Source organism: Thalassospira sp. HF15, assembly GCF_011806525.1.
Taxonomy (GTDB): Bacteria; Pseudomonadota; Alphaproteobacteria; order Rhodospirillales; family Thalassospiraceae; genus Thalassospira.
In genome coordinates, this window is record NZ_JAAVKI010000001.1 from 283,172 (window position 1) to 306,956 (window position 23,785).

Annotated in this window: 28 protein-coding genes and 1 tRNA gene; 24 read left to right on the forward strand and 5 right to left on the reverse strand. The window is 53.7% G+C overall.

The features are described from left to right. Nucleotides 1-64: 64 nt before the first annotated feature. Nucleotides 65-484 carry a MucR family transcriptional regulator gene (locus HED22_RS01330; protein WP_167718092.1) on the reverse strand — a complete coding sequence of 140 codons (420 nt, stop codon included), beginning with the start codon at nucleotides 482-484 and terminating at the stop codon, nucleotides 65-67. Nucleotides 485-948: 464 nt separating this feature from the next. On the opposite strand from HED22_RS01330, the gene rpiB reads away from it, so the two are divergent. The 9 genes from rpiB to thiL all read left to right on the forward strand — a co-directional run bounded on the left by rpiB (nucleotide 949) and on the right by thiL (nucleotide 8,069). After that, nucleotides 949-1,392, forward strand: a complete 444-nt coding sequence (gene rpiB / locus HED22_RS01335) for a ribose 5-phosphate isomerase B (protein WP_167718094.1) — start codon at nucleotides 949-951, stop codon at nucleotides 1,390-1,392. Between the two features lie 88 nt (nucleotides 1,393-1,480). Next, nucleotides 1,481-2,755 (forward strand): serine hydroxymethyltransferase, encoded by a 1,275-nt coding sequence (glyA, locus tag HED22_RS01340; protein WP_167718097.1) that lies wholly within the window; start codon nucleotides 1,481-1,483, stop codon nucleotides 2,753-2,755. A 24-nt stretch (nucleotides 2,756-2,779) separates the two neighbouring features. Next, nucleotides 2,780-3,253 carry a transcriptional regulator NrdR gene (gene nrdR / locus HED22_RS01345; RefSeq protein ID WP_008891109.1) on the forward strand — a complete coding sequence of 158 codons (474 nt, stop codon included), beginning with the start codon at nucleotides 2,780-2,782 and terminating at the stop codon, nucleotides 3,251-3,253. Further along, entirely contained in the window at nucleotides 3,253-4,374 is a 1,122-nt protein-coding gene (ribD, locus tag HED22_RS01350; protein ID WP_167718099.1) for a bifunctional diaminohydroxyphosphoribosylaminopyrimidine deaminase/5-amino-6-(5-phosphoribosylamino)uracil reductase RibD, read from the forward strand. The genes nrdR and ribD overlap by 1 nt, the downstream gene beginning before the upstream one ends. A 4-nt stretch (nucleotides 4,375-4,378) precedes the next feature. Beyond that, nucleotides 4,379-4,966 carry a riboflavin synthase gene (locus tag HED22_RS01355; protein WP_167718101.1) on the forward strand — a complete coding sequence of 196 codons (588 nt, stop codon included), beginning with the start codon at nucleotides 4,379-4,381 and terminating at the stop codon, nucleotides 4,964-4,966. 6 nt (nucleotides 4,967-4,972) lie between these two features. Beyond that, entirely contained in the window at nucleotides 4,973-6,127 is a 1,155-nt protein-coding gene (gene ribB / locus HED22_RS01360) for a 3,4-dihydroxy-2-butanone-4-phosphate synthase (RefSeq protein WP_167718103.1), read from the forward strand. A gap of 4 nt (nucleotides 6,128-6,131) precedes the next feature. Continuing rightward, the gene (gene ribH, locus HED22_RS01365) at nucleotides 6,132-6,596 is read left to right on the forward strand and encodes a 6,7-dimethyl-8-ribityllumazine synthase (RefSeq protein WP_167718105.1); all 465 of its coding nucleotides are present in this window, start codon (nucleotides 6,132-6,134) and stop codon (nucleotides 6,594-6,596) included. Beyond that, entirely contained in the window at nucleotides 6,596-7,093 is a 498-nt protein-coding gene (gene nusB, locus HED22_RS01370) for a transcription antitermination factor NusB (RefSeq protein WP_167718107.1), read from the forward strand. Before ribH ends, nusB begins: the two co-directional genes overlap by 1 nt. A gap of 1 nt (nucleotide 7,094) precedes the next feature. Beyond that, nucleotides 7,095-8,069, forward strand: a complete 975-nt coding sequence (gene thiL / locus HED22_RS01375) for a thiamine-phosphate kinase (RefSeq protein WP_167718110.1) — start codon at nucleotides 7,095-7,097, stop codon at nucleotides 8,067-8,069. 29 nt (nucleotides 8,070-8,098) lie between these two features. Here the strand turns inward: thiL and HED22_RS01380 are convergent, their stop codons facing one another. Then, nucleotides 8,099-8,548, reverse strand: coding sequence for an outer membrane protein assembly factor BamE (locus tag HED22_RS01380; RefSeq protein ID WP_167718113.1), 450 nt, complete (start codon nucleotides 8,546-8,548; stop codon nucleotides 8,099-8,101). Nucleotides 8,549-8,713: 165 nt separating this feature from the next. On the opposite strand from HED22_RS01380, the gene HED22_RS01385 reads away from it, so the two are divergent. From HED22_RS01385 to HED22_RS01415, 7 genes are all read left to right on the forward strand, one after another. Then, the gene (locus HED22_RS01385; protein WP_167718115.1) at nucleotides 8,714-9,265 is read left to right on the forward strand and encodes a ubiquinol-cytochrome C chaperone family protein; all 552 of its coding nucleotides are present in this window, start codon (nucleotides 8,714-8,716) and stop codon (nucleotides 9,263-9,265) included. Between the two features lie 13 nt (nucleotides 9,266-9,278). Continuing rightward, nucleotides 9,279-9,857: a DUF177 domain-containing protein gene (locus HED22_RS01390; protein WP_167718117.1), complete on the forward strand. Its 579-nt coding sequence runs from the start codon at nucleotides 9,279-9,281 to the stop codon at nucleotides 9,855-9,857. A gap of 256 nt (nucleotides 9,858-10,113) precedes the next feature. Continuing rightward, the gene (gene plsX, locus HED22_RS01395; RefSeq protein ID WP_167718119.1) at nucleotides 10,114-11,193 is read left to right on the forward strand and encodes a phosphate acyltransferase PlsX; all 1,080 of its coding nucleotides are present in this window, start codon (nucleotides 10,114-10,116) and stop codon (nucleotides 11,191-11,193) included. Between the two features lie 40 nt (nucleotides 11,194-11,233). Beyond that, nucleotides 11,234-12,205: a beta-ketoacyl-ACP synthase III gene (locus HED22_RS01400; RefSeq protein ID WP_167718122.1), complete on the forward strand. Its 972-nt coding sequence runs from the start codon at nucleotides 11,234-11,236 to the stop codon at nucleotides 12,203-12,205. A gap of 155 nt (nucleotides 12,206-12,360) precedes the next feature. Beyond that, nucleotides 12,361-12,651, forward strand: a complete 291-nt coding sequence (locus tag HED22_RS01405) for an integration host factor subunit alpha (RefSeq protein ID WP_008891097.1) — start codon at nucleotides 12,361-12,363, stop codon at nucleotides 12,649-12,651. A gap of 12 nt (nucleotides 12,652-12,663) precedes the next feature. Then, complete coding sequence (locus HED22_RS01410; protein WP_167718124.1) at nucleotides 12,664-13,146, forward strand: MerR family transcriptional regulator; 483 nt, start codon at nucleotides 12,664-12,666, stop codon at nucleotides 13,144-13,146. A 68-nt stretch (nucleotides 13,147-13,214) separates the two neighbouring features. Then, a tRNA-Pro gene (locus HED22_RS01415) sits at nucleotides 13,215-13,291 on the forward strand. A 45-nt stretch (nucleotides 13,292-13,336) separates the two neighbouring features. Here HED22_RS01415 and HED22_RS01420 read toward each other — a convergent pair. Both HED22_RS01420 and HED22_RS01425 read right to left on the reverse strand, forming a co-directional pair. Then, the gene (locus HED22_RS01420; protein ID WP_167718126.1) at nucleotides 13,337-13,915 is read right to left on the reverse strand and encodes a histidine phosphatase family protein; all 579 of its coding nucleotides are present in this window, start codon (nucleotides 13,913-13,915) and stop codon (nucleotides 13,337-13,339) included. Nucleotides 13,916-14,035: 120 nt separating this feature from the next. Continuing rightward, nucleotides 14,036-14,281, reverse strand: coding sequence for a hypothetical protein (locus tag HED22_RS01425; RefSeq protein WP_167718129.1), 246 nt, complete (start codon nucleotides 14,279-14,281; stop codon nucleotides 14,036-14,038). 90 nt (nucleotides 14,282-14,371) lie between these two features. On the opposite strand from HED22_RS01425, the gene cutA reads away from it, so the two are divergent. Both cutA and HED22_RS01435 read left to right on the forward strand, forming a co-directional pair. Continuing rightward, nucleotides 14,372-14,728 (forward strand): divalent-cation tolerance protein CutA, encoded by a 357-nt coding sequence (gene cutA, locus HED22_RS01430; RefSeq protein WP_167718131.1) that lies wholly within the window; start codon nucleotides 14,372-14,374, stop codon nucleotides 14,726-14,728. Between the two features lie 62 nt (nucleotides 14,729-14,790). Further along, nucleotides 14,791-15,354: a septation protein A gene (locus HED22_RS01435; protein ID WP_167718133.1), complete on the forward strand. Its 564-nt coding sequence runs from the start codon at nucleotides 14,791-14,793 to the stop codon at nucleotides 15,352-15,354. An 85-nt stretch (nucleotides 15,355-15,439) separates the two neighbouring features. On the opposite strand, the gene HED22_RS01440 is transcribed toward HED22_RS01435, so the two are convergent. Next, nucleotides 15,440-16,615: a bifunctional 2-C-methyl-D-erythritol 4-phosphate cytidylyltransferase/2-C-methyl-D-erythritol 2,4-cyclodiphosphate synthase gene (locus HED22_RS01440; RefSeq protein WP_368484463.1), complete on the reverse strand. Its 1,176-nt coding sequence runs from the start codon at nucleotides 16,613-16,615 to the stop codon at nucleotides 15,440-15,442. Here HED22_RS01440 and HED22_RS19780 point away from each other — a divergent pair. From HED22_RS19780 to HED22_RS01465, 6 genes are all read left to right on the forward strand, one after another. After that, nucleotides 16,529-16,735, forward strand: coding sequence for a hypothetical protein (locus HED22_RS19780; protein WP_368484467.1), 207 nt, complete (start codon nucleotides 16,529-16,531; stop codon nucleotides 16,733-16,735). The genes HED22_RS01440 and HED22_RS19780 overlap by 87 nt on opposite strands. A 14-nt stretch (nucleotides 16,736-16,749) precedes the next feature. Next, on the forward strand, nucleotides 16,750-17,568 hold the full coding sequence (locus HED22_RS01445) for an inner membrane protein YpjD (RefSeq protein WP_254869654.1): 819 nt from the start codon (nucleotides 16,750-16,752) through the stop codon (nucleotides 17,566-17,568). 262 nt (nucleotides 17,569-17,830) lie between these two features. After that, a complete protein-coding gene (gene dusB / locus HED22_RS01450; protein WP_167718137.1) occupies nucleotides 17,831-18,841 on the forward strand; it encodes a tRNA dihydrouridine synthase DusB in 1,011 nt (336 codons plus the stop codon). 58 nt (nucleotides 18,842-18,899) lie between these two features. Continuing rightward, complete coding sequence (locus tag HED22_RS01455) at nucleotides 18,900-20,045, forward strand: nitrogen regulation protein NR(II) (RefSeq protein ID WP_167718140.1); 1,146 nt, start codon at nucleotides 18,900-18,902, stop codon at nucleotides 20,043-20,045. Then, nucleotides 20,042-21,490 (forward strand): nitrogen regulation protein NR(I), encoded by a 1,449-nt coding sequence (gene ntrC / locus HED22_RS01460; protein ID WP_167718142.1) that lies wholly within the window; start codon nucleotides 20,042-20,044, stop codon nucleotides 21,488-21,490. Before HED22_RS01455 ends, ntrC begins: the two co-directional genes overlap by 4 nt. Next, complete coding sequence (locus HED22_RS01465; RefSeq protein ID WP_167718144.1) at nucleotides 21,487-23,763, forward strand: PAS domain-containing sensor histidine kinase; 2,277 nt, start codon at nucleotides 21,487-21,489, stop codon at nucleotides 23,761-23,763. The genes ntrC and HED22_RS01465 overlap by 4 nt, the downstream gene beginning before the upstream one ends. Nucleotides 23,764-23,785: the final 22 nt, after the last annotated feature.

Sequence of the window (23,785 nt, forward strand, 5' to 3'; positions counted from 1 at the left end):
ATTAAAAAACGCCGCCCGATCAGGGGCGGCGTTTTTGTTTGTTTGGGCTTTTGGCGCAAAGATGTTATTTCGCCTTGCGACCCAGACCAATTTTCTTGGCAAACTGCGAGCGCTGCTTGGCGTAGTTCGGTGCGACCATCGGATAATCTGACGGCAGGCCCCATTTCGCACGGTATTCTTCCGGGGTGAGGTTGTACGTCGTGCGCAGGTGGCGTTTGAGCATTTTCAGCTTTTTACCGTCTTCAAGGCAGATGATGTAGTCATCACCAATGGATTTCTTGATCGGAACGGCCGGTTTCAACGGTTCCTGTTCCGGTTCTTTTTCGACTTCGTGTATTTCATCAAGAGAAGCAAACACAGTTGAAATCAGTTCGGGGATCTGTGCTGCGGCAAGGGCATTGTTGCTGACATATGCAGATACAATGTCGACAGTCATTTGTAAAAGTTCGTCGCGATCAATCACGCTATTCTCAGTTTCAGCCATAATTGAAGTAATCCTTCAGGTCACAATTGAGATTAAACTTAATGCACTATTCTTCCGATATAATCAAACCACAGAAAAACACAAGATAAATCGTGGATCAATACCTGTATAAGGTTATATTGAAGCTATATTAAAGTCTATGTCTTGGTCGTGATCATTTAATTCGTCATGCTTTCAAAGCGGTCGAGAAATACAACCGTTCCGATTGCGCAATGCTACTGTTTAAATGGCAGGATCATTCTGTACGGCGATATCGGCATTCTGATACCTCCTTTGGCCTTGTTGACGGCGTCAAAACCGACATATGTGTTCAGTATGTGGAGCGTCTGAACCATGCCGGTTTTACTGCGTCTGTTCTGTTTGGAAAACTTGCTGATTTGGGTGACCTGCGCGTTGGCAGGCCCGACGCTATATGCTACAAGGCGCTCAATTTTAAACTTCTGCTTTGGGATGAAGGCACGCCTATGACCGTCAAGACCCTTGTCATTGCCTCCGATCACGGTGGTGTTGATCTGAAATCAGTGATCGCCGATGCCCTGAAAAAGCGCGGAATTGAAGTGCTTGATCTTGGTACAGACGGAACGACGTCAGTGGATTATCCGGACTTTGCACAGGCGGCTGCCAAAGCCATTATCGATGGCAAGGCCGAGGCAGGTATTCTTGTCTGCGGGTCGGGGATCGGTATGAGCATGGCAGCCAACCGTTACCCGGAAATTCGCGCAGCACTGGTTCATGACCGTCTTTCGGCTGAACTTTGCCGTCAACATAACAACGCAAATGTTTTGTGCCTTGGCGCGCGCCTGATTGGTGAAGCCACAGCACTTGATTGCATTGATGCCTTCTTGTCGACCGAATTTGAAGGTGGTCGACATGAAGGTCGCGTTGCAAAAATGTCCTGCTCCGTCTGATTTTATCGCCATCTTGCATCAACCGGAACGGGCAGGCGGTCCCGCAGGGATCGTTACCCGTCACATCGCATCGAAAGAGGCCCCCCGCATGTCGTTCAAAGGCTTTTTCACCACCAGCTTGGCCGAAGCTGATCCGGCACTGTTCAAATCTGTTACCGACGAGCTTGCTCGTCAGCAAAACCAGATCGAGATGATTGCTTCGGAAAACATCGTTTCCAAAGCGGTTATCGAGGCACAGGGTAGTGTTCTGACCAACAAATATGCCGAAGGGTATCCTTCGCGCCGTTATTATGGTGGTTGTGAATATGTTGACGTTGCCGAACAGCTGGCAATCGACCGCGCCAAGGAAATCTTTGACTGCGAGTTTGTCAACGTTCAGCCCCATTCCGGTGCACAGGCAAACGGTGCGGTTATGCTCGCGCTTTGCAAGCCGGGCGATACCATTCTTGGCATGTCGCTTGATGCCGGTGGTCACTTGACCCATGGCGCACGTCCGGCACAGTCGGGCAAATGGTTCAATGCGGTTCAGTATGGCGTACGCGAAGACGACCTGACCCTTGACTATGATCAGGTTGAAGCCCTTGCGGTTGAGCATAAACCAGCCTTGATCATTGCTGGTGGTTCGGCCATTCCGCGTCAGATTGATTTCAAGCGTTTCCGCGAAATTGCTGACAAGGTTGGCGCGCTGCTGATGGTTGATATGGCACACTTTGCAGGCCTCGTTGCCGGTGGCGCGCATCCAAGCCCGCTTCCCTATGCAGATGTTGTGACCACCACGACGCACAAAACCCTTCGTGGCCCGCGCGGCGGCATGATCCTGTCGAACAATCTCGACATCGGCAAAAAGATCAACTCTGCTGTCTTCCCGGGTCTGCAGGGTGGTCCGTTGATGCATGTGATTGCGGCCAAGGCGGTTGCCTTTGGCGAAGTATTGCGTCCGGAATTCAAGGCGTATGCCCAGCAGGTCATTGATAACGCCCGGGCATTGGCCGAAGTTCTGGTCAAGCGTGGCTTTGACATCGTGACTGGTGGTACCGACACGCATCTGATGCTGGTTGACCTGCGTCCGAAGGGGCTGAAAGGCAACACGGCAGAAGTCGCGCTGGAACGTGCAGGTATCACCTGTAACAAAAACGGCATTCCGTTCGACACCGAAAAGCCGACCATCACCTCGGGTATTCGTCTTGGCACCCCGGCCGGTACGACGCGTGGTTTCGGTGTTGCCGAATTCCAGCAGATCGGTGAGCTGATTGGTGACGTTCTGGACGCCATGGTCGATAGCCCGGAAGGCAATGCCGAAGTTGAGGCAGCCGTCCGTGCGAAGGTCGAAGACCTCTGCAAGCGTTTCCCGATCTATTCCTGATCGATTTGAGGCTTAGATAAACATATGCGTTGCCCGTTTTGCGGACATACCGACACCCAGGTTAAGGACTCCCGTCCGACGGAAGAGCATCATGCCATTCGTCGTCGCCGGTTCTGTCCTGCCTGTGGATCGCGTTTCACGACATTCGAACGTGTCCAGTTGCGTGAATTGATGGTTGTGAAAACAGACGGGCAACGCGAATTGTTCGACCGCGACAAATTGGCGCGGTCGATCTTTCTTGCCTGTCGCAAACGCCCGATTGAAGATGAACGTGTTGAAAAGGCCCTCAATGGCATTCAACGTCGTCTTGAAAGCAGTGGCGAAAGCGATATTTCCACCGATACCATTGGCGAAATGGTGATGGAGGCGCTTAATGCCCTCGATCAGGTGGCCTATGTGCGCTACGCTTCGGTGTACAAGAATTTCCGAGAAGCCCGCGATTTCGAACAATTTGTCGAAAAAATGCATGATGGGGAAGAAGAGGCGGACGCAGAGTAATGACAGCCCCCGCGTTTAGCGAAGACGACCGGCATTTCATGCGGGTCGCATTGAGCCTGTCAAAACGCGGTTTGGGAAATGTCTGGCCGAACCCGGCCGTTGGCTGTGTCCTGGTTTCTTCTGATGGCACGATTGTCGGGCGTGGGCATACCCAGCCCGGTGGCCGCCCGCATGCCGAACGTGTTGCACTCGATATGGCTGGTGGTCTTGCCCGTGGCGCAACCGCCTATGTCACCCTTGAACCTTGCAGTCATGTTGGAAAAACGCCGCCCTGTGCGACCGGACTTATTGAAGCCGGTGTGTCTCGCGTTGTCAGTGCGCTGACTGATCCTGATCCGCGTGTGTCGGGCAGGGGCCATGATATGTTGCGCGCTGCCGGCATGCAGGTTGATGTCGGGTTATATGGCGACGAAGCCCGACAAGTGAACGAGGGCTTTTTGTCCAAGGCCGAGCGCGGGCGTCCGTTTGTTACGCTGAAACTGGCGTCAACTCTTGATGCGCGATCTGCGACATCTGCTGGCGAAAGTCAGTGGATTACCGGCCCCGCGGCACGCGAGGCAGGTCATCTTTTGCGCGCCAATCATGACGCCATTTTGGTTGGTGCCAATACTGTTATCGCAGACGATCCGAGTTTGACTTGTCGCCTTGCCGGGCGGATGCACCAGTCGCCGGTTCGCGTGATTCTGGATCGTGCAGGTGAAGTGCCGCTGACAGCAAAGCTTGTTGAGACATCAAGTGACGTGCCGACATGGCTGGTGACGGCGGACAACAATTTCGCCGAACTATCGGAAAAATTTGAAAAAACGCCGGTAAAAGTGATCGCTGCGGGATGCGCGGACGGACATCTCGACCTACATGACGTCATGCGTAAGCTGGCAGATGAGGGCCTGACCCGTGTTCTTGTCGAGAGTGGTGGCAAGCTTGCTGCTGGTTTGATCAAAGCCGGGAGTGTTGATCGTATCGTTCATTTCGTTGCGCCATCTGTGATCGGCGGCGATGGAAAGGCAATGATTGCGGAACTTGGTCTGAACAAGCTCGCTGATGCACCGCTTTTCAAACGCACTTTGACTCAAGCATTGGGTCAAGATATCGCGATAACTTACGATAAAATAACGGAATAAATGAATGTTTACTGGCATTATCACCGATATCGCAACCGTTCGTGCAATCGAGAAAACTGGCGACACCCGGTTCGAATTCACCACGTCCTTTGATACGTCAAAGATCGTTCTGGGGGCTTCTATCGCATGTAACGGCGCCTGCATGACGGTGATCGAAACCGGTGATGACTGGTTTGCCATTGAAGCATCGGCAGAGAGCCTGTCGCGCACGACACTGGGTGACCTTGTTGTCGGATCGAAGGTCAATCTGGAACAGGCCACGCGTGTCGGTGACGAGCTGGGCGGGCATATCGTTTCAGGTCATGTTGATGGTGTGGCGATCCTGACAAAACGCGTTCCCGAAGGGGACTCTTTGCGCCTGACATTCGAAGTGCCCGAAGAGTTCGCAAAATATATCGCATCAAAAGGTTCGGTCACACTTGAAGGCGTGTCATTGACCGTCAACGAGGTTGACGGAAACACGTTCGGTATCAATCTGATACCCCATACCCAAAACGAAACCACGTTGGGTTCGAAACAGCCGGGTGACCGGATCAACTTCGAAATCGACATGCTGGCACGCTATGTCGCGCGTATGCTGGGCAAGGATTGATCAACAATGCCGCACAATTATCTTTCGCCGATTGAAGATGTCATTGAAGAAGCCCGTAATGGCCGGATGTTTATCCTGGTCGATGACGAGGATCGTGAAAACGAGGGTGATCTGGTCATTCCGGCGCAAATGGCAACACCGGATGCCATCAATTTTATGGCGACTCACGGACGTGGCCTGATTTGCCTGACACTTGAGTCAGAGCGGTGTGACGAACTTGGCCTGACCATGATGAGCGCCCATAACGGCACCCGCCATGAAACGGCCTTTACCGTCTCGATCGAAGCCAAGACCGGTGTCACCACAGGTATTTCGGCACCAGACCGTGCGCGCACAGTTGCAGTTGCGATTGATCCGAATGCCGGTCGCCATGACATCGTGACACCAGGGCATGTTTTCCCCCTGCGTGCCCGTCCGGGTGGAGTGCTTGTCCGTGCCGGTCATACAGAGGCATCGGTGGATATTGCGCGCCTTGCGGGTCTGAACCCGTCAGGGGTGATTTGCGAGATCATGAGTGATTCGGGTGAAATGGCCCGATTGCCGGAATTGGTCGAGTTTGCCAAGAAGCATGATCTTAAAATCGCGCAGATTGCCGATCTGATCCGCTATCGTCGCAAGCATGAAAAGGTTGTTCAGCGCAAGGCGACCACCAAGATCAAAAGTGTGAATGGTGGCGAGTTTGACATGCATCTTTATGTCAATAACGTCACCTATGCCGAGCATATCGCGCTGGTCAAAGGCGACATTTCTGATGATGCGCCGGTTTTGACCCGTGTGCATGCGCTTAATGTGATTGAAGACGTTCTGGGCGACACGCAGACCGAACATCAGGGCCAGCTTGCCGCCGCGATGCGCCAGATTGGCGAGGAGGGCCGTGGTGTGGTTGTACTGATCCGTGAGCCGCGGCCAAACACGCTGTCTTCATCAATCGCCAAGCTGATTGAGATGAATGGTGGCGATGGCGACGCCCTGCGACAGGAGCTGGCCGCAGAGGACGGTGATGGTGATTTGCGCGATTACGGTGTTGGTGCGCAAATCTTGCATGATCTTGGCATTCGCGACATGATTCTGCTTTCAAATACCAAACGCCACATTGTAGGACTTGACGGCTTCGGTCTAAATCTGGTTGATCAGCGTCCGCTTGTCGTCTCGGAGGAATAAAATCATGAGTAACGCCCCCCACATTCTGATTGTGGATGCGCCGTATTACACGCATATCGTCGAAGACCTTGTCAAAGGGGCTGCATCGACGCTAGAAGCCGGTGGCGCAACATGGGACCGCATTTCAGTTGCGGGTGCGTTTGAGGTGCCGATCACCATTCGATATGCTGTGCAGTCGATGGAAGAACTGGCAACCGGTCCGCGCTATGATGGCTATCTTGCGCTGGGGTGTGTGATCCGCGGTGAAACCACGCACTATGATCACATCTGCGAAGAAGCCAACCGGGCGCTGATGCAGCTTTGCCTGGAATACAAACTGGCGATCGGCAACGGCATCCTGACTGTCGAGAACGAGGCGCAAGCACTTGCACGGGCCAAGGCTGACGACAAGAACAAGGGCGGCGAAGCTGCCAAGGCTGTTCTGCGTCAGATCGAAGTTCAAAACCATTTTGGAATACATCACAAATAATGACCGATACACCAAAGGCATCAGCCGCACAGCGGCGCAGCGCGGCGCGTTTTGCCGCTATTCAGGCGCTTTATCAGGCAGAGCTGTCACAGCTTTCTGCTGCTGATATCGTGCGCGAATATTCCGACTTCCGCCTTGATGGGACGGGTGGTCGTGATATCGAAGTCCCGAACGAAGACCTGATTGATCCGGATCGCGGTTTCTTTGCAGATCTGGTGCAGGGTGTTGCCGCGCGGATGGTCGATATCGACGCATTGATCAATGGTGCGCTTGAAAAGGGCTGGACCACGCAGCGGCTTGAGACGGTTCTGCGCAGCATCTTGCGCGCAGGCACGTACGAACTGATTGCACGTGAAGACGTGCCGATGCGTGTCGTGATTACCGAATATGTCGATGCGGCCCATTCATTCTTTGATGAGAACGAGCCGAAGCTGGTTAATGCCGTGCTGGATCGCATCGGGAAAACGCTGCGCCCCGGTGAATCCGGAAAAAACTAATATGGCAGCGCGATCCGGCGAGTTTGAACTGATCGCGCGCCATTTTGCGCCCATTGCGCAAAGTGATCCGGCCGCATTGTCCTTGATGGATGATGCGGCTGTTTTTTCTCCGCCTGCCGGGCACGAGGTTGTGGTGACAACCGACGCGCTGGTAGCCGATGTCCATTTCCGAAGCATTGATGATCCCGAACTGATCGCAAAGAAGGTTCTGCGCGTGAACCTGTCGGATTTGGCCGCCATGGGGGCCAAGCCGGGTGGGGTAGTGCTGAGTGCGGGTTACAATCGTGACCTTTCCGACGAATGGGTTGAGCAATTTGCCAAGGGATTTGGTCAGGATTGTAAATCGTTTGGCGTGTCCCTTTGGGGTGGCGATACGGTTGCCACACCGGGCCCGACATTTTTCAGTCTGACAGCATTTGGTTATGTTCCAACCGGAAGGGCGCTTAAACGGGATCAGGCAATGCCCGGTGATGTTCTGGCCGTGACGGGAACATTGGGGGACGCGGCATTGGGGCTTGCCATACTGAATGGCGAGTTCCCTGATCTGGATGAAGGCTTGGCGAGTTATCTGAAAGATCGATACTGGTTGCCGCAACCGCGCCTTGATGAAAGTGCTGCCTGTGCGGCGTCGAATATCCGTTTGGCAGCGATGGATATCTCTGACGGGTTGGCCGGGGATTGCCGCAAGATATGTGCTGCGTCGAATGTGGGACTTGTCATCAACCGCGATGCTGTGCCGCTTTCCGTCGCGGCAAAGGCCGTTGTGGATGGTGACGAAAGCCAGTGGGAACGTGTTTTTGCTGGCGGTGATGATTACGAGTTGCTGATTGCCGGATCACCGGATGATATTTCGGCCCTTGGGGACATGGTAACGGTCATTGGTGCCGTGACCGATGAGGTCGGTACTGTGTCGCTGGTCGGGGCGGACGGAAAAATGGCCGAACTCGCAGAAGGCGGGTTCGACCATTTCAAGTAACGGCAAGGATGTTGGTTGGTGCGATGGGGTTATTGCCCCTCGCTGAACCGACCAAGGTTGCCAAAGAGCTGTTGCAGGATCGTGATTTCACGACCGGCTGTTGGCGTCACACGATCTGTCGGGATGACCGGTTTGCCATCCTCAAGGTCATATTCGCTGAGGATTTCGACGCGGTTGGCAGCATCGAAACTGATCAGAACGACCTTTTGTTCGACCGTTTCCGGTTCAAAGAAGGCCACCGTTTCGGTCACGCTCGAGATGTAAAGCCAGACGTTTTCATCAAACGCGGCAACAGAGGACGGTGAACCCAGAATATTGGTGACATCACCCTTGGTCGATTCTCCGACAGAGATCTGTTCAAGCTGTTCTGGTTCCGGCGCGTTACCGCGGGTCGCAATTCTTGGGCTGCAGGCAGTGACAAAGGCAACAGCCAGCCCTGCCAGCATGATCAGGGGAATGCGGGTAGTTTTATTATGCATGAAGCTCACCTGAGCGACCCTCTTGTTGAAGCCAAACCGGAATTGCCTTGAGTTTCTGCGCGAGGCGCATGATATTGCCGGGCAATGACTGGGGCAGACATGCCCCAATGAGATTTACGGCATTCTGCGTGCCATGACAGGAATGTCAACGAAGGAGTGTTACTGTTGTTTGGATGGCTGAAGAAAAAGGACCGCAAGAAAACTGCTGCGTTCGAACTTTACACGGCAATGGTAACCCAGGCGCGCCAACCCGAATTTTACACAAAGATCGGTGTGCCCGATACGATGGACGCACGTTTTGATCTTATCCTTGTTCATGCTTTTATCCTGTTTCGTCGCCTCAAGGCGGATGACGGGGACCGTGATCTGGCCCAGCACATCTTTGATGTGATGTTTGCTGACCTTGATCAGAACATGCGTGAAATGGGGGTCGGGGATGTTGGTATCCTTAAACGGATCCGTAAAATGTCTGAATCCTATCACGGACGCATCGTCGCCTATGAAGAAGGTGTTCAGTCAGGCGCAGCCGAGCTTGCCGCCGCACTGGACCGCAACCTTTTTGCTGACTGTGATGTCAGCGACGAACAACTGATGGCAATGGTTGGTTATGTGCATGACGCGCTGGCCAAGCTTGAAAATCAAACCATTTTGCAGATGCAGAACGGTGCAGTGGACTTCCCCGAAGTGCCCGATGTTGCCGTGTCTGACCCGCAATAGAAAGAAAGACCCGATGTCTGATAAATTTACCCCTGAGTTCTCCCGCATTGTCAAAACCGACGAAATGGTCAAAGGCAAAGAGAAACTTGTCATTGAGGCAAATGAAAAAGAACGCGCAGCACTGGCTGAGCGGTTTGAACTGGTTTCCATCGATAGCCTGCGGGCCGAACTCGAAGTCAAAACCGCATCGAACGGCGAGGTCACGGTGCGTGGCCCGATGAGCGCTGATATCGTTCAAAGCTGTGTGGCAACGCTGGAGCCTGTGCCCGAAACAGTCGAGGACACCGTAGAGGTTCTTTTCTCTCCGCATGTGTCCGAGGACGACATGCCCTCCAACCCGGATGATCTTGAAAATCTGTCGGAAGAAGAACTGATGGCGCTGCTGGAACAGCCAGAGCCGCTGGTTGACGGCAAGATTGATCTGGGCGAAGTCGTTTCACAGTTTCTTGCTGTTGCGATGGACCCGTATCCGCGCAAGGAAGATGCCGAACTGCCGGACTCGATCCGGTCTGAAGAAGATGTCGAAGAAGACAAACCCAATCCGTTTGCCCAGCTTGCAGGGCTTAAAGAGCAGCTTGAAAAGAAAAAATAGTGGTCATTGAGACGGGAACGTCCGATGATTAGGCCTGTTGAATATGCCGGTATTTACCGGCATTTCACTTTTGTACGGCATTATGACCGCGTTTCAGATGTCATGCTTGTGGCTGCCGGAATAGGCTTTACCTTGTATCTGGTGGAGAATTCCGGTAATTACGGGCGTTCCGGCCTATGAATGACGGGCTTGTCCCAATTAGCTTGTCTGCCGGGTATCCGGTTCAGAGATTTTAGAACAACCATAAGAGAATACGTTGCCTGAACAGGTTTGCATATCACTTGACGCGATGGGAGGAGACCACGCGCCTGAGATGGTTTTGGCAGGTGCCGAAATTGCACTCAAGCGGTTGCCCCATCTCAAGTTCTTGATGTTTGGTGATGAAGCGCAGCTCAAACCGCTGATGTCCAAATATCCGTCTCTGGAAGATGTGAGCGAAATTCGCCATGCTTCCCAGGAAGTCTCGATGGAAGACAAACCTTCCGTCGCGCTGCGCCAGCGCCGTGATTCCAGCATGCGGCTTGCCATCAATGCCGTCAAAGAAGGAGACGCACAGGGTGTTGTCTCTGCCGGTAATACCGGTGCGCTGATGGCCATGGCCAAGTTTGTCCTTAAAACCGTGCGCGGGATCGACCGTCCGGCGATTGCAACCTATATGCCGACACAGCGCGGCGAAACGGTCATGCTTGATCTTGGCGCAAATATCGAATGTGACGAGCACAACCTCGTCCAGTTCGCCCTGATGGGTGAGGTGTTTACACGTATTCTGTTTGGCCTTGAAAAACCTTCTGTCGGCCTGCTGAATGTTGGTATCGAAGAACTCAAGGGAAATGAGTCGGTCAAGAAAGCCGCCGCAATCCTGCGTGAGATTGACTTGCCGATCCGTTTTGAGGGCTTTGTTGAAGGTGACGACCTTGCCAAAGGTACGGTTGATGTCATTGTGACGGACGGTTTTACCGGTAACGTTGCGCTGAAAACCGCAGAGGGCACGGCGCGTCTGTTGGTGCATTTCCTGCGCGAAACCTTCAAAAGTTCGTTCTTTGCCAAGATCGGTTATCTTCTTGCCCGTCGTTCGCTTCAGCGTTTCCGCGATCGGATGGATCCGCGCCGCTACAATGGTGCGATGTTGCTGGGGCTGAATGGTATTGCGGTCAAAAGCCATGGCGGCACAGATGCGCTTGGTTTTTCCAATGCCATCGGGGTTTGCCATGACCTGATTGTCAATAACCTCAATGACAGCATCAAGCATGAGCTTGCTGTATTTGAAGAGGCCATGAGTGGCCTTGAAAATGCAGAGCATGAAGACGTTGCCGTTCCTGTTGGTCAAGCCAACTGATTAACCCACCAGAAAACAGAAAGCCGGCGGTTCCCAAATCATGACAACTCGTTCTCGCATTATTGGTTGCGGTTCATATCTACCTGCAAACGTTGTAACCAATGATGAGCTGGCCAAGCGCGTCGACACGTCAGATGAATGGATTGTTGCACGGACCGGTATCCGTCAGCGCCATATCGCTGCCGAGGGGGAAACCACCAGTGATCTGGCCTTTGCGGCAGCCAAAAGCGCGATGGAGCATGCCGGTGTCACGTCAGAGGACATTGATCTGATCATTGTGGCGACGGCAACACCCGACAATACGTTTCCGGCAACAGCAACCAAGGTGCAAAACCGCCTTGGGGTCAAAGGATTTGCCTTTGACGTGCAGGCAGTCTGTTCGGGATTTATCTATGCGCTGACGACCGCAGACATGTATATCCGCAATGGTCAGGCCAAAACGGCCCTTGTGATTGGCGCCGAGACTTTTTCGCGCATCCTTGATTGGGAGGATCGCCGGACATGTGTGTTGTTTGGTGATGGTGCTGGCGCGGTTGTTGTTCAGGCTGTTGAAGGCAACGGGACCATTGAAGATGTTGGTATTCTGGCCAATCGTCTGCATTCCGATGGCAGCAAGTACGAACTTCTTTATGTCGATGGTGGCCCGTCTGCCACCCAGACCGTTGGCCATTTGCGCATGGAGGGTCAGGAAGTTTTCCGCCACGCCGTGAAAAACCTTGCCAGCGTCATCCGCGAAGTTCTGGCGGATACGGGCCTTGAGCCGAATGATATCGACTGGCTGGTGCCCCATCAGGCCAATCAGCGTATTCTGGACAGTACTGCGCGCAAATTTGGTATCTCAACGGATAAGGTGGTCGTGACCGTTGATCGTCACGCCAACACGTCTGCAGCGTCCATACCATTGGCACTGGCCGAGGCCGTGCATGATGGACGCGTTCAGCGCGGTGATATTGTCGTGTTGGAGGCCATGGGGGGCGGCTTTACCTGGGGTGCTTCGCTGATGCGCTGGTAAGTAACTGGCGACTGCGCAGAAGGGCTCAAAAACACGTGAAATTCTTAATTTTCACACCATTCTGTCAAAAAGCAGTGTATCCTGTTGATATTGACTGATTTCACTACCAGATATAGCCTTGTAAATTAAGTCCCGTAATTAGGAGGCGGCCTGTCATGTCGGAAACAACGATTACCCGTGCGGATCTCGCTGAAGCCGTTTACCAGGAAGTAGGTCTGTCGCGGAACGAGTCCGCCCAGCTGCTGGAAACTGTTCTTGATGAAATTTCGTCTGCCTTGATCAAGGACGAAGTCGTGAAAATTTCCTCGTTCGGAAGTTTCTCGGTCCGTCAGAAAGGGCAGCGCATCGGTCGAAATCCGAAAACGGGCGAAGAAGTACCGATCCTTCCGCGCAAGGTGCTTGTCTTCCGACCTTCACAGGTCCTGAAAGCCCGAATTAACGCTTAAGAAAAAGAACTCATGAAAACGAACTTGGGGGCTGCGGCGGGAACTTCCCGCCGGACAGCAAAGTCTGACTCTGCTTTTCGCACAATTAGCGAGGCTGCAAAGGAGCTCGGTCTTCAGCAGCACGTCCTGCGGTTCTGGGAATCCAAGTTTCCCCAGATCCAACCCATGAAACGGGCAGGGGGCAGACGCTACTATCGTCCTGAAGATATTGATTTCCTTGCCCATATTCGCACCCTTTTGCACGATCAGGGTTTCACGATCAAAGGGGTTCAAAAGCTTCTTGATCAGAACAAGGGCAAGTTACCCTCGGAGATTGCGGTCGCCGGGCAGAATGCAGATGCAAGCACTTCGGACGTAACGCAAAACGGTTCCGCACCATTGGCAGACAGTGTTTCGGGTCCTGATAAAGCAGCGTTGAAAGCTGTTTTGGGGGAACTTGAAGAACTTCAGGCGATCCTGCGCACCAGCCTGCAGGATGCTAAAAAAAATCCGTAAAAACCATTTGCGTCTTTGGCGTGGCGCCGCTATTTATCGAGCCGCGCCAAACGGCGCATCTCTACGGTCGGAGCGTGGCGCAGCCTGGTAGCGCACCTGCATGGGGTGCAGGGGGTCGGAGGTTCGAATCCTCTCGCTCCGACCAATTATCTCTCCCTTGGTAAAAATTGATCGTTTGCTTCCCGTGATGCTAAGGCATCAGGCGGGCAAGGACCTTTAGCTCTGCCGCGTCATCTGCCATCTGGACCAGAATAATCTCGCCGGATCGCGGATAAATCCCGGTCAGGGCCGTGATGTTGACCTGATGAGTTACCAGCAATGCCTTTTCAGTGGCGGGCAGGCTTGAAAGTTGCTGTTTGATCTGACGTGTTTGGGTGGCCTCGGTGCTGCGATCGCGGAAAAAGGAATTGAGCGCCGGTTCTTCGCGCACAGGGCCGAGATCAAGCAGTTCTGCCGTTTCAACACATCGACACCACTGGCTTGTCAGTACGGAAGTTATCTGAATGCCGTTATCACGAATAACGGTTCCGGTGCTGCGCGCCTGTTCGCGCCCCGTTTCATTGAGATTGCGTTGTGTCGTGCAATCACCAAGCGTGAAATTGGCCGGATCACCTGTTCCCGGCGCAATGGCATGACGCATGAGAGCATGGACGCCTTCTGAGTTCCAGATTTCCCAAGCCTCATCCGATGCAAGGGCCGGAAATGACATGCAGACCAATCCAGCCATCACGAGCACGATCTGGCGCATATTTCGAAGCAGTATCGACATAATCCTTACCCATCTATCTTGCACAGGAAGATGAGTCTGATACCGCAAATCGGTCATTTCGGATCAGGACGATAATGATTCTGTGGATATTAATCGGGAGAATCTGCAGTCTGAACGGTATTAGGTGTCGGCGCTTGCGACCCGTCGCCCTTCGTCAGTCAGTTTGCAGATCAACCAGTCTGGTTTGACCGGGTTTTCGAACCAAGGGGCGGCCCAGCCATGGTCAATGCAGCTTCGAACGGTTTTTTCACTGATCTGTTTACCATTGCCGTCAAACAATGGCAGTTTGCCACCGGGCTGACTCAGTCCACGGCGTAGCCATTCAAGCTGTACATCTGTGGGTTTCGAATGTTTTTTCCCCGCCATCGGTACTCCCCGCACCGTTATGATATGATTGGTGATACAAACATATGATGTTGGTCAGTGTGACGGATAATCAACCAAGGAGCAATCGCAATGACGCCAGAAGAGTTTCAACCAAGCGAGATGTCATTTCTGTATGTCACGGTGCCGGATATGGAAATTGCACGCGTGATTGCCGGTGGTGCGATCCGCGAGAAACTGGCGGCCTGCGCGAATGTTTTGCCCCAAATGACGGCCATCTACGAATGGGACGGCGATGTTGAAGAAGAGACCGAGATTGTTGTTATTCTGAAAACGTCGAAAACAACGGCAACGGAGCTGGCGCAGTGGGTCGAAGACCATCACCCCTATGAGGTGCCCTGTATTCTTGAGCTGCCTCTGGGGCGTGGCAATCATGACTATGTCGCGTGGTTGCAAAGCCAGTTGGGATCAAGGTCACGGCTGATGTGATTGCATCTGTCGGGTATGGCGCCTAGGATGGCGCAAATTTAGTCCATGGATGATACGAGTTAATGAATCAGTTTACCAAAATGGCCCTCGAAATGGGGCCGTTGATCCTGTTTTTTGCAGTCAATGCCACAACCAATTTGATGACGGCAACCGCCGTTTTCGTTGCTGCGACGGTTGTCGCATTGGTGACGTCCTATATGATTGCCCGCACCATTCCGGTCATGCCGCTGATTGGCGGTGTTTTCGTCATCGTGTTTGGTGGATTGACGCTTTATCTTGATGACGAACTGTTCATCAAGATAAAGCCGACCATCGTCAACCTGTTGTTTGCCAGCATCCTGTTTGGTGGTTTGGCAGCACGCAAACTGTTCCTGAAGCTGGTACTCGAAAGTGCGTTCAAGGCAACCGATGAAGGCTGGCGCATCCTGACGTGGCGTTGGGCGTTCTTCTTTGTGTTTCTGGCCGTGGTGAATGAAATCGTCTGGCGCAACTTTTCGACGGACACCTGGGTGGCGTTCAAGGTCTGGGGCATCATGCCGATCACAATGGTGTTTGGTATGGCACAAGTGCCAGTTCTGATGAAGCACCAGTTGCCCGAAGAGGAAGGCGGCGAGGCGGCCTCCTAGAACAGCAAAGGCGCCTATTTGGCGTTGAAAAGCAAAAGGGCAGGATCTCGATCCTGCCCTTTGTTGTTTTGAGTGCCGCTGGTGGTTAGTTTACCGGAAGGGCGACGCTGGCGGCTGCCTGTGCGGCAATGCCTTCTTCGCGTCCGGTAAAGCCAAGCCGCTCGGTCGTGGTGGCTTTGACATTGACCCGGTCGACATCAATCTCGAGGATCTCAGCAACCTTTTCCCGCATTGCAGGGGTATGGGGGCCGATTTTCGGCCGTTCACAAATCAGCGTGATATCGACATTCACGATCCGCCCGCCACGCTTGCGCACAAGGTCGGCGGCATGTTTGAGGAAAATATCCGATGCCGCACCTTTCCACTGCATGTCGCTTGGCGGGAAGTGCTGCCCAATGTCGCCTGCGCCAATTGCCCCCAAAATGGCATCGGTCAGGGTATGCAGACCGACATCGGCATCGGAATGGCCGTCGAGACGTGCCGTATGCGGGACCTTTACCCCACACAGGATGCAGTGATCACCCGGGGCAAAGCGATGAACATCAAAGCCGGTGCCAGTCCGGTATTCTTCTAGCGACATGAGCGCTGTTTCCTTGTTACTGCGATCCGCCCAGATTTGCGCGCGGCCAAAATCATCCCGGTGGGTGATTTTGTCGTTATTGGTGGTACCTGCGACGCAAATCACATCAAGACCGATGGCCTCAAGCAGGGCGGCGTCATCGGTAAATTCCTGACCTTCGAATTTCTGATGCGCATCGAGAATGGTCTTGAAATCAAATCCTTGCGGTGTTTGGGCACGCTGCAGGCTTTCCCGCGGAATGGTGCGGCTGATGATGCCATCACTGTCTGTCTGCTTGATCGTGTCCGCCACCGGCAGGGTCGGGATCGCGCCCGAATGTATTTCAAGCGCAGTCATGACCCGTTCAATCACGTCATCGGAAATGCCGGGGCGCGCCGCATCATGGATCAGAACGCGCTCTGGAGCCTTTGCCGCGAGTGCACGCAGACCGTTCAGGACAGATTGCTGCCGGGTATCGCCACCTGCCACCGGATCAGGGATTGGTAAAGCGTCGCCCAAGGATGCGATCGCACTTTCATACCAGTCGTGATGAGCTGGGTTATACACTACTTGAATAAGGTCGGGATCGGTGTGTCGTGCAAAACATTCAATGCAATGCGCAAGAATGCTTTTGCCGCCAAGCATGTGATATTGTTTTGGTATTGGGTCGCCAAATCTGCTACCGCTGCCGGCAGCAACGATGACAACGCCTGTTTTTTGGGTCATAAACGTAATGCCATGGCTTGTCTGAATTGCGCCGCAGGCTATCTTTCTGCGGAGGTTTTGCCAAGTCGGCAAATGCAATATCAGGGTCATATGTGATCCCGAAGACTGAGATGGGTTCCAAAATGCTTGCTGCATATATCCATATCCTTGCCCTGTTGCCCCTGACCGGCCAGATCATGCGTGCTGAACCGCGTCGGGACGTGTGGCTATATGCATCCATCTGTCTGGCGGCGATCGGAACCATGGTCTTGCTGGGTGTCACCGGCGAGGAAGTTCAGTCACGTGGCTTTGCGGCGGCTTTGCATTGGTCGGAACTGACCGTGATCATGATCTTTGGCGGTCTGGTGATCTGCAAGGGGCCGCATCAGGTCTGGCGGCTTGCGGGGTATATCGGGGGCTATCTGCTTCTGTTTGCGGTTCTTGCCGCAGTATTCAGACTGTTTGGTAATAACGAACCTGAGACAGTCGGTGGCCCGGCCCTCTATTCCGGTTGGCTTTGGGCGCATATCGGCAGTTCGTTGATCACCTATGCGCTGGTGACTTTGGCTGCGATTGCGGCGATGGCTTATGTTGTTCAAGAATATGCGTTGAAAAAACGCAAACCAACCCGGTGGAGCCGGCGTCTGCCGCCGCTGCGCGACAGTGAATACATGTTGGTCGGCTTTCTGAAATGGTCGGCCTGGGTCCTGATCATCGGGATCATTTCCGGGTTTGCGCTTCGCTATGTTGAGGGGCAAAGCCTGTGGGAAATTGACCACAAGATGCTGCTGACCTTGCTCGGGTTCGCGACCATTTGTGTGCTGATTTTTATCCATGAGCGGTCAACCTTGCGTGGGCGCATGGCCGTACGCTTTGTTCTTGGAGCCTGGTTGCTTCTGACCTTGGCGTTTCCGGGCGTTCGCTTGGTAACCGGTTATATCATCGGCTAGCGTCATAAATCGGCTGAAAGTAATACGGTTTGCCCAATTTTTGCGATCATCCGTGAGATGTATGCATAATTGCTAGTCATTAATTGGGAAGACGCAGACGTTCCTGCACGAATGAATATCTATAAAAATTCGAACTCTCATTAGCTTTTCGTTGAATTTTCAGCTTCAAGGCAACGATTTTTGCGTCAGCGGGCTGAGAGTTGTTGCATGTAATGCCCAGTTTTATTAATCTGCCCAAGTTTTAGGCAATTGGAATTTCTTCATGTCATTGCAGATCGGTTCTGTACATGTGCCAGAGAATGTTGTGCTGGCACCGATGTCAGGTGTGACTGACCTTCCGTTTCGGCAACAGGTCCGCCAGTTTGGCGGGCATCTTGTTGTGTCCGAGATGATTGCGTCGGACGCCATGACCCGCATCCAGCGGCATGAAAAGGAAGTCCGCAAAATGAACGGCGATTGCGCCGCCGAAAGTCCGCTTTCAGTGCAGCTTGCCGGGACTGAGCCCGAAGAAATGGCCGAAGCTGCCAAGATGAACGAGGCCCGCGGGGCCATGATCATTGATATCAATATGGGCTGTCCTGCCAAAAAGGTTACCAAGGGGTATGCTGGGTCAGCTCTCATGCGCGATGAAAAGCTGGCTGCGGATATCATCAAGGCGACGGTGGATGCCGTGACGGTTCCGGTCACGCTTAAAATGCGCCTTGGCTGGGACGATGATAACCGCAATGCACCTGTACTGGCGCGCATTGCCGAGGACCTTGGCATTGCGATGCTGACGATTCATGGGCGCACGCGCTGCCAGTTCTATAAGGGCGATGCCGACTGGGATGCGATTGCACTGGTCAAGGATGCGGTATCCATTCCGGTTCTGGGCAATGGTGATGTGAACAGCGAGGAAGACGCAAAGGAACTGCTTGAGCGATCCGGTGCGGATGGCGTCATGATTGGCCGTGGGGCGCAAGGTCGCCCATGGTTCCTTGCACAGGTTTCCCACTATTTGGCGACGGGTAAAAAGCTTCCGGCGCCATCACTTGATATTCAGCTTGAAACCATTCTGCGGCATTACGACGCCATGATTGATCACCATGGGCGTCAAGGTGTCCGCATCGCACGCAAACACTTGGCGTGGTATTGCAACAGTTTACGTAATGCGACGGAATTTCGCCGTGTTGTCAATGTGTTGGATGACCCGGCAGAAGTTAAAAATCAAATTCGGTCTTTCTACGAACCGTTGATCGAAGCCGAAATCAAACTCGATCAGGAAGCCGCCTGATCGCTTCAAAACAATAATATGGCGACGGTCAAAAAACACGTCGTCGGGGAAGATATGCATGAGACTGGGATTTGGAAAAGGCAATGGGGTGGACCCAACCGGCGTCCTGAACGCCATTGCCAGTGCTGTCGTCGTCGCCAACAGGGATGGCAAGATCAAGTTCGTCAATCAGGCGACAGAGCAGTTGTTTAACACAAGCTCCAGCGTCTTGTGCCGCAGTGACCTGACCGACTTCATTCCGTCAGACAGCCCGGTTTTTTCCCTGATCAAACAGGCGATTGATGAAGCAACGCTGGTCGCCGACCACAATCTTCTGATCGAAAGCCCGAAAATCGGCAAGCACACAGTCAACCTGACTGTGGGTTCCATGCCAGATGACAGTGATTGTGCTGTGTTGACCTTTGAACCGCGTTCCATTGCGCAAAAGATCGACAATCAGTTGCTCAGCCGAAATTCAGCGCGATCTGTCAGTGCGATGGCGGCCATTCTGGCGCACGAGATCAAGAACCCGCTATCAGGTATTCGTGGTGCGGCGCAGTTGCTTGAACAAACCAGTAACGAAGATGATCGGGTGCTGACGCGCCTTATTTGTGATGAAGCCGACCGAATTGTTGAACTTGTCGACCGCATGGAGATTTTCTCTGACAAGCCGCTCGAACGAGGGGCTGTCAATATCCATACGGTGCTTGAACATGTGCGTCGCCTGGCGGAAAACGGTTTTGGCAAGAACCTGACATTCGAAGAGATTTACGATCCATCCTTGCCGCCGGTGTTCGGCAATCGTGATCAGCTTGTTCAGGTGTTTTTGAACCTGATCAAGAATGCAGGCGAGGCTGTTGACCCCAAGGATGGAAAGATCACCATTTCGACACGCTATCAGCATGGTATCCGTCTTGCGGTTGCTGGCGGTGACGCGCGCGTTCATCTGCCGCTGGTGGTGTCGGTGCGTGATAATGGACCAGGCATTCCGCAAGACATGCGCGAAAGCCTGTTTGATCCGTTTGTCACCACAAAGCCGACCGGTTCTGGGCTTGGCCTTGCGCTGGTTGCGAAAATTATCAATGACCATGGCGGTGTGATTGAAGTGAAAGACGTGCCCGGGGGAGGCGCAGAGTTTCAAATCATGCTGCCGATTTACAATCGGGCACTGGCCGAGGGGGCTTCCGACCCGATCATAATCAATAACAGGGAAGAAACCGCATGAGTACCAGCCCTGCGAGAATTCTGGTTGCCGACGATGATCGGGCCATTCGCACTGTCCTGACGCAGGCATTGTCGCGTCAGGGGCATGAAGTCCGCAGTACCGGCCATGGCCGCACCCTGTGGGACTGGATCGCCGATGGGGACGGCGACCTTGTGATTACCGACGTGATGATGCCTGACGAAAACGGGCTTGATATGGTGCCGCGCATACGCAAGCTGCGCCCGGATCTTCGCGTTATTGTCATGAGTGCCCAGAACACCCTGATGACAGCTGTCAAGGCGGCCCAGCGCGGCGCGTTTGAATATCTGCCAAAACCATTTGATCTCAATGAGTTGATGGGGATTGTTGATCGCGCACTTGAGACGCCGCAAGAAAGCGAAAAAGGCGAACAAGAGGACGAAGAGGGCGATGATCGTCTGCCTTTGATCGGTCGTTCGCCAGCCATGCAGGAAATCTACCGCGCACTGGCACGTCTGATGAATACCGATCTGACCGTTATGGTCACGGGTGAAAGCGGTACGGGCAAGGAGCTTGTTGCGCGCGCACTGCATGAGTATGGCGCGCGTCGCCATGGGCCGTTTGTCGCCATTAACATGGCGGCCATCCCGCGCGAACTGATCGAAAGCGAGCTGTTTGGCCACGAAAAAGGTGCGTTTACCGGTGCGAATGAGCGCAAGGTCGGCCGTTTCGAGCAGGCTGAAGGCGGCACACTGTTTCTTGATGAAATTGGCGATATGCCCCTTGAGGCGCAGACGCGTTTGCTGCGTGTCTTGCAGGAAGGCGAATATACCCGCGTTGGCGGACGTACCCCGATCCGCGTCAATGTTCGTATTGTTGCCGCAACCCACCGCGATCTGCGCAAACTGATCCGCGAAGGCACATTCCGCGAAGATTTGTTCTATCGTCTCAATGTCGTGCCGATCCGTTTGCCGTCGCTTCGCGAACGCCTGGAAGACATTCCGGAGCTGGTCAACCACTTCCTGATGCAGGCAAGTGAGGAAGGCCTTCCGCGCAAGACCCTGTCAACGGAGGCGATGGCGCGTCTCAAAGCGCATCGTTGGCCCGGCAACATCCGCGAACTCGAAAACATGGTTCGTCGTCTGACAGCGCTTTATTCGCATGATGTGATCGGTGTGGACGTTATCGAGACGGAGTTTTCGGAAAACAATGTCAGCGAAGCCGCGCCGAGTGCCGAACCGCAATCGCTTTCGGAATCGATTGAACGTCACGTGCGTGAATATTTTGATGCCCATGATGATGATCTGCCGGCAAACGGTCTTTATGACCGTATTCTTCGGGAAATGGAGCGTCCGCTTTTGAACGTGACGCTTGAAGCAACGCGCGGCAATCAGGTCAAGGCTGCCGAGGTTCTTGGCCTTAACCGCAACACGCTGCGCAAGAAAATCCGTGATCTTGGGCTGGAAGTCGTCAGGGGCACGAAATGAACAATACCGACCGTTCGATCTCCAACCGGTTCTTGCGGTCGGGCTTTGTACGGTTTCTGGGGTGGCTTGGCCAGTCTCGGCGCTTTGCGTTCGGGTTGGTTACAGCGGCCCTGATTTCGGTTACGGCGACGTATCTGGCGATGACGGGAACGGCGCCGTTCCGTCCTGATCCGCGTCTGATCCTGCTGCTATTGAACATCGATCTCGTGTTGGTGTTGCTTCTTGCAACGCTGGTCGCGCGCAAACTTGTCCAGATCTGGGTGGAACGTCGGCGCGGGGTTGCCGGGGCCAAGCTTCACACCCGTATGGTTCTGATGTTCTCGTTGGTGGCGGTGACACCGGCGATTGTTGTGGCCATTTTCTCCGCACTCTTCCTGCATTTTGGTATTCAGGGCTGGTTTAGCGACCGCATCCGGACCGCGGTCGAGGAAAGCATGGTGATCGCCGATGCCTATTTGCGCGAACACCAGGAGCTTATCCGGGCCGATGCCTTGGCGACCACCAGCGATTTGCAGCGTTTTGGTGTGAATTTCTCGACCAGTACGGACCGTATTTCCAGCCTTCTGACCGATCAGGCGCTGGCGCGTGGTTTGCCGGAAGTCATGATGATCGACGGATCGGGTCGCATTATCGCGCAGTCGGAATACAGCTTTTCCTATGACACCAATCAGGCATCCGTACCGCCAGAGGTCTTTGATGAAGCGCGTCAGAAAGACGTGGTTCTGATGATCGGGTCAAGCGACAACCGCATCCGCGCGATTGCCAAGATCCCGAGCTTTATTGACGCCTTTTTGCTGGTCGGACGATTTGTTGACCCGAATGTGCTTGATCGCATCGACAAGGCCCGGCGTGCGGTTGACGCCTATGAAAGCCTTGAAGGCGAACGATCCGGGATCGTGATCACCTTTGTCATGATCTTCGTTTTGATTTCAGTGGTGTTGCTTTTGGCTGCCGTTACGCTGGGTTTGATGGTCGCCACCCGTCTGGTGCAGCCAGTTTCGCAATTGATTACCGGTGCAGAGCGCGTCCGTGACGGGGATTTGTCCTTCCGGGTGCCGCTTGACGGGCAGGGGGATGAGCTTGAAGCGCTGAGCCGCGCCTTTAACCGTATGACCGCGCAGCTCGAAACGCAGCGTAATGAACTGGTAGCGGCCAACCGACTTAATGATGAACGCCGCCGCTTTACCGAGGCGATCCTCGGTGGTGTGACAGCTGGCGTGGTTGGTCTTGATCCGGACCGCAAGATTGATCTTCCCAACCGCAGTGCGTCGGATCTTCTGGGGGTTGATCTTGAAGATTACATTTCACAGGAACTGACCGAAGTTATCCCGGAATTTCTGCCACTGTTTGAAGACTTTGGTCGCGACGGGGAGCGCAGTAAGCCGCGCCAGATTGAAATTCGTCGGGATGGTGTCAGTCGTACCTTGATGTCGCGGGTGACGGCCGAGTGGGCCGACGATGGTACCGTGTTCGGTTATGTCGTGACGTTTGATGATGTGACCGAACTTCAGACCGCACAGCGCATGGCGGCCTGGGCCGATGTCGCACGACGCATTGCGCACGAAATCAAGAACCCGCTGACACCCATTCAGCTTTCGGCAGAGCGCCTTAAACGTCGTTACCTGAAGCAGATCAATGACGATCAGGAGGTCTTCCAGACCTGTACGGATACCATCATTCGACAGGTGTCTGATATTGGACGGATGGTCGACGAGTTTTCGAGCTTTGCGCGCATGCCAACGCCGACAATGCGGTTGGAAAATATCGGTGAACTGGTGAAAAGTGCAGTGTTCCTGCAAAAGCAGGCGCATAGCCATATTACCTATGACTTTGATCGCAGTGGCATCGAGGAACTGCAGATTTCCTGTGATGCGCATCAGGTCAACCAATGCTTGACCAACACGCTTAAAAACGCTGCGGAGGCCATTGAAGGTCGCGAGAAGCCTGAAAACGGCGAACTGCCAAAAGGCAGGATTGAAATTTCGGTTGCCACATCGCCTGATAATCAGCGCGTTTTCGTGGCCGTGTCGGATAACGGCAAGGGGCTTCCGGCTGAACATCGTGAACGACTGACAGAACCCTATGTCACGACCCGATCCAAGGGAACCGGGCTTGGCTTGGCCATCGTAAAGAAAATCATGGAAGACCATGGCGGAGAGCTTATACTCTCTGACGGCGTTGAAAGCGGGGCGACGATTACGTTATCTTTCCCGAAGGTTTTGGAAACCGAAACCGATGGCGTTGATTCGAACGCAAACTCCTCAGGCAATTGACTTATTTGCCAAAATCGCAACA

Excerpts from the sequence above, each read along its gene's own strand:
- HED22_RS01420 (WP_167718126.1), bottom strand. The coding sequence starts at position 13,915 with ATGTCGATACTGCTTCGAAATATGCGCCAGATCGTGCTCGTGATGGCT.
- HED22_RS01405 (WP_008891097.1), top strand. The coding sequence starts at position 12,361 with ATGTCGGAAACAACGATTACCCGTGCGGATCTCGCTGAAGCCGTTTAC.
- HED22_RS01330 (WP_167718092.1), bottom strand. The coding sequence starts at position 484 with ATGGCTGAAACTGAGAATAGCGTGATTGATCGCGACGAACTTTTACAA.
- HED22_RS01355 (WP_167718101.1), top strand. The coding sequence starts at position 4,379 with ATGTTTACTGGCATTATCACCGATATCGCAACCGTTCGTGCAATCGAG.
- HED22_RS01465 (WP_167718144.1), top strand. The coding sequence starts at position 21,487 with ATGAACAATACCGACCGTTCGATCTCCAACCGGTTCTTGCGGTCGGGC.
- nusB (WP_167718107.1), top strand. The coding sequence starts at position 6,596 with ATGACCGATACACCAAAGGCATCAGCCGCACAGCGGCGCAGCGCGGCG.
- thiL (WP_167718110.1), top strand. The coding sequence starts at position 7,095 with ATGGCAGCGCGATCCGGCGAGTTTGAACTGATCGCGCGCCATTTTGCG.
- HED22_RS01455 (WP_167718140.1), top strand. The coding sequence starts at position 18,900 with ATGAGACTGGGATTTGGAAAAGGCAATGGGGTGGACCCAACCGGCGTC.
- HED22_RS01435 (WP_167718133.1), top strand. The coding sequence starts at position 14,791 with ATGAATCAGTTTACCAAAATGGCCCTCGAAATGGGGCCGTTGATCCTG.
- HED22_RS01380 (WP_167718113.1), bottom strand. The coding sequence starts at position 8,548 with ATGCATAATAAAACTACCCGCATTCCCCTGATCATGCTGGCAGGGCTG.
- ribH (WP_167718105.1), top strand. The coding sequence starts at position 6,132 with ATGAGTAACGCCCCCCACATTCTGATTGTGGATGCGCCGTATTACACG.
- ribD (WP_167718099.1), top strand. The coding sequence starts at position 3,253 with ATGACAGCCCCCGCGTTTAGCGAAGACGACCGGCATTTCATGCGGGTC.
- HED22_RS01400 (WP_167718122.1), top strand. The coding sequence starts at position 11,234 with ATGACAACTCGTTCTCGCATTATTGGTTGCGGTTCATATCTACCTGCA.
- HED22_RS01390 (WP_167718117.1), top strand. The coding sequence starts at position 9,279 with ATGTCTGATAAATTTACCCCTGAGTTCTCCCGCATTGTCAAAACCGAC.
- dusB (WP_167718137.1), top strand. The coding sequence starts at position 17,831 with ATGTCATTGCAGATCGGTTCTGTACATGTGCCAGAGAATGTTGTGCTG.
- ntrC (WP_167718142.1), top strand. The coding sequence starts at position 20,042 with ATGAGTACCAGCCCTGCGAGAATTCTGGTTGCCGACGATGATCGGGCC.
- ribB (WP_167718103.1), top strand. The coding sequence starts at position 4,973 with ATGCCGCACAATTATCTTTCGCCGATTGAAGATGTCATTGAAGAAGCC.
- HED22_RS01425 (WP_167718129.1), bottom strand. The coding sequence starts at position 14,281 with ATGGCGGGGAAAAAACATTCGAAACCCACAGATGTACAGCTTGAATGG.
- rpiB (WP_167718094.1), top strand. The coding sequence starts at position 949 with ATGACCGTCAAGACCCTTGTCATTGCCTCCGATCACGGTGGTGTTGAT.
- cutA (WP_167718131.1), top strand. The coding sequence starts at position 14,372 with ATGACGCCAGAAGAGTTTCAACCAAGCGAGATGTCATTTCTGTATGTC.
- glyA (WP_167718097.1), top strand. The coding sequence starts at position 1,481 with ATGTCGTTCAAAGGCTTTTTCACCACCAGCTTGGCCGAAGCTGATCCG.
- HED22_RS01410 (WP_167718124.1), top strand. The coding sequence starts at position 12,664 with ATGAAAACGAACTTGGGGGCTGCGGCGGGAACTTCCCGCCGGACAGCA.
- nrdR (WP_008891109.1), top strand. The coding sequence starts at position 2,780 with ATGCGTTGCCCGTTTTGCGGACATACCGACACCCAGGTTAAGGACTCC.
- HED22_RS01445 (WP_254869654.1), top strand. The coding sequence starts at position 16,750 with ATGGGTTCCAAAATGCTTGCTGCATATATCCATATCCTTGCCCTGTTG.
- HED22_RS19780 (WP_368484467.1), top strand. The coding sequence starts at position 16,529 with ATGCGCAAGAATGCTTTTGCCGCCAAGCATGTGATATTGTTTTGGTAT.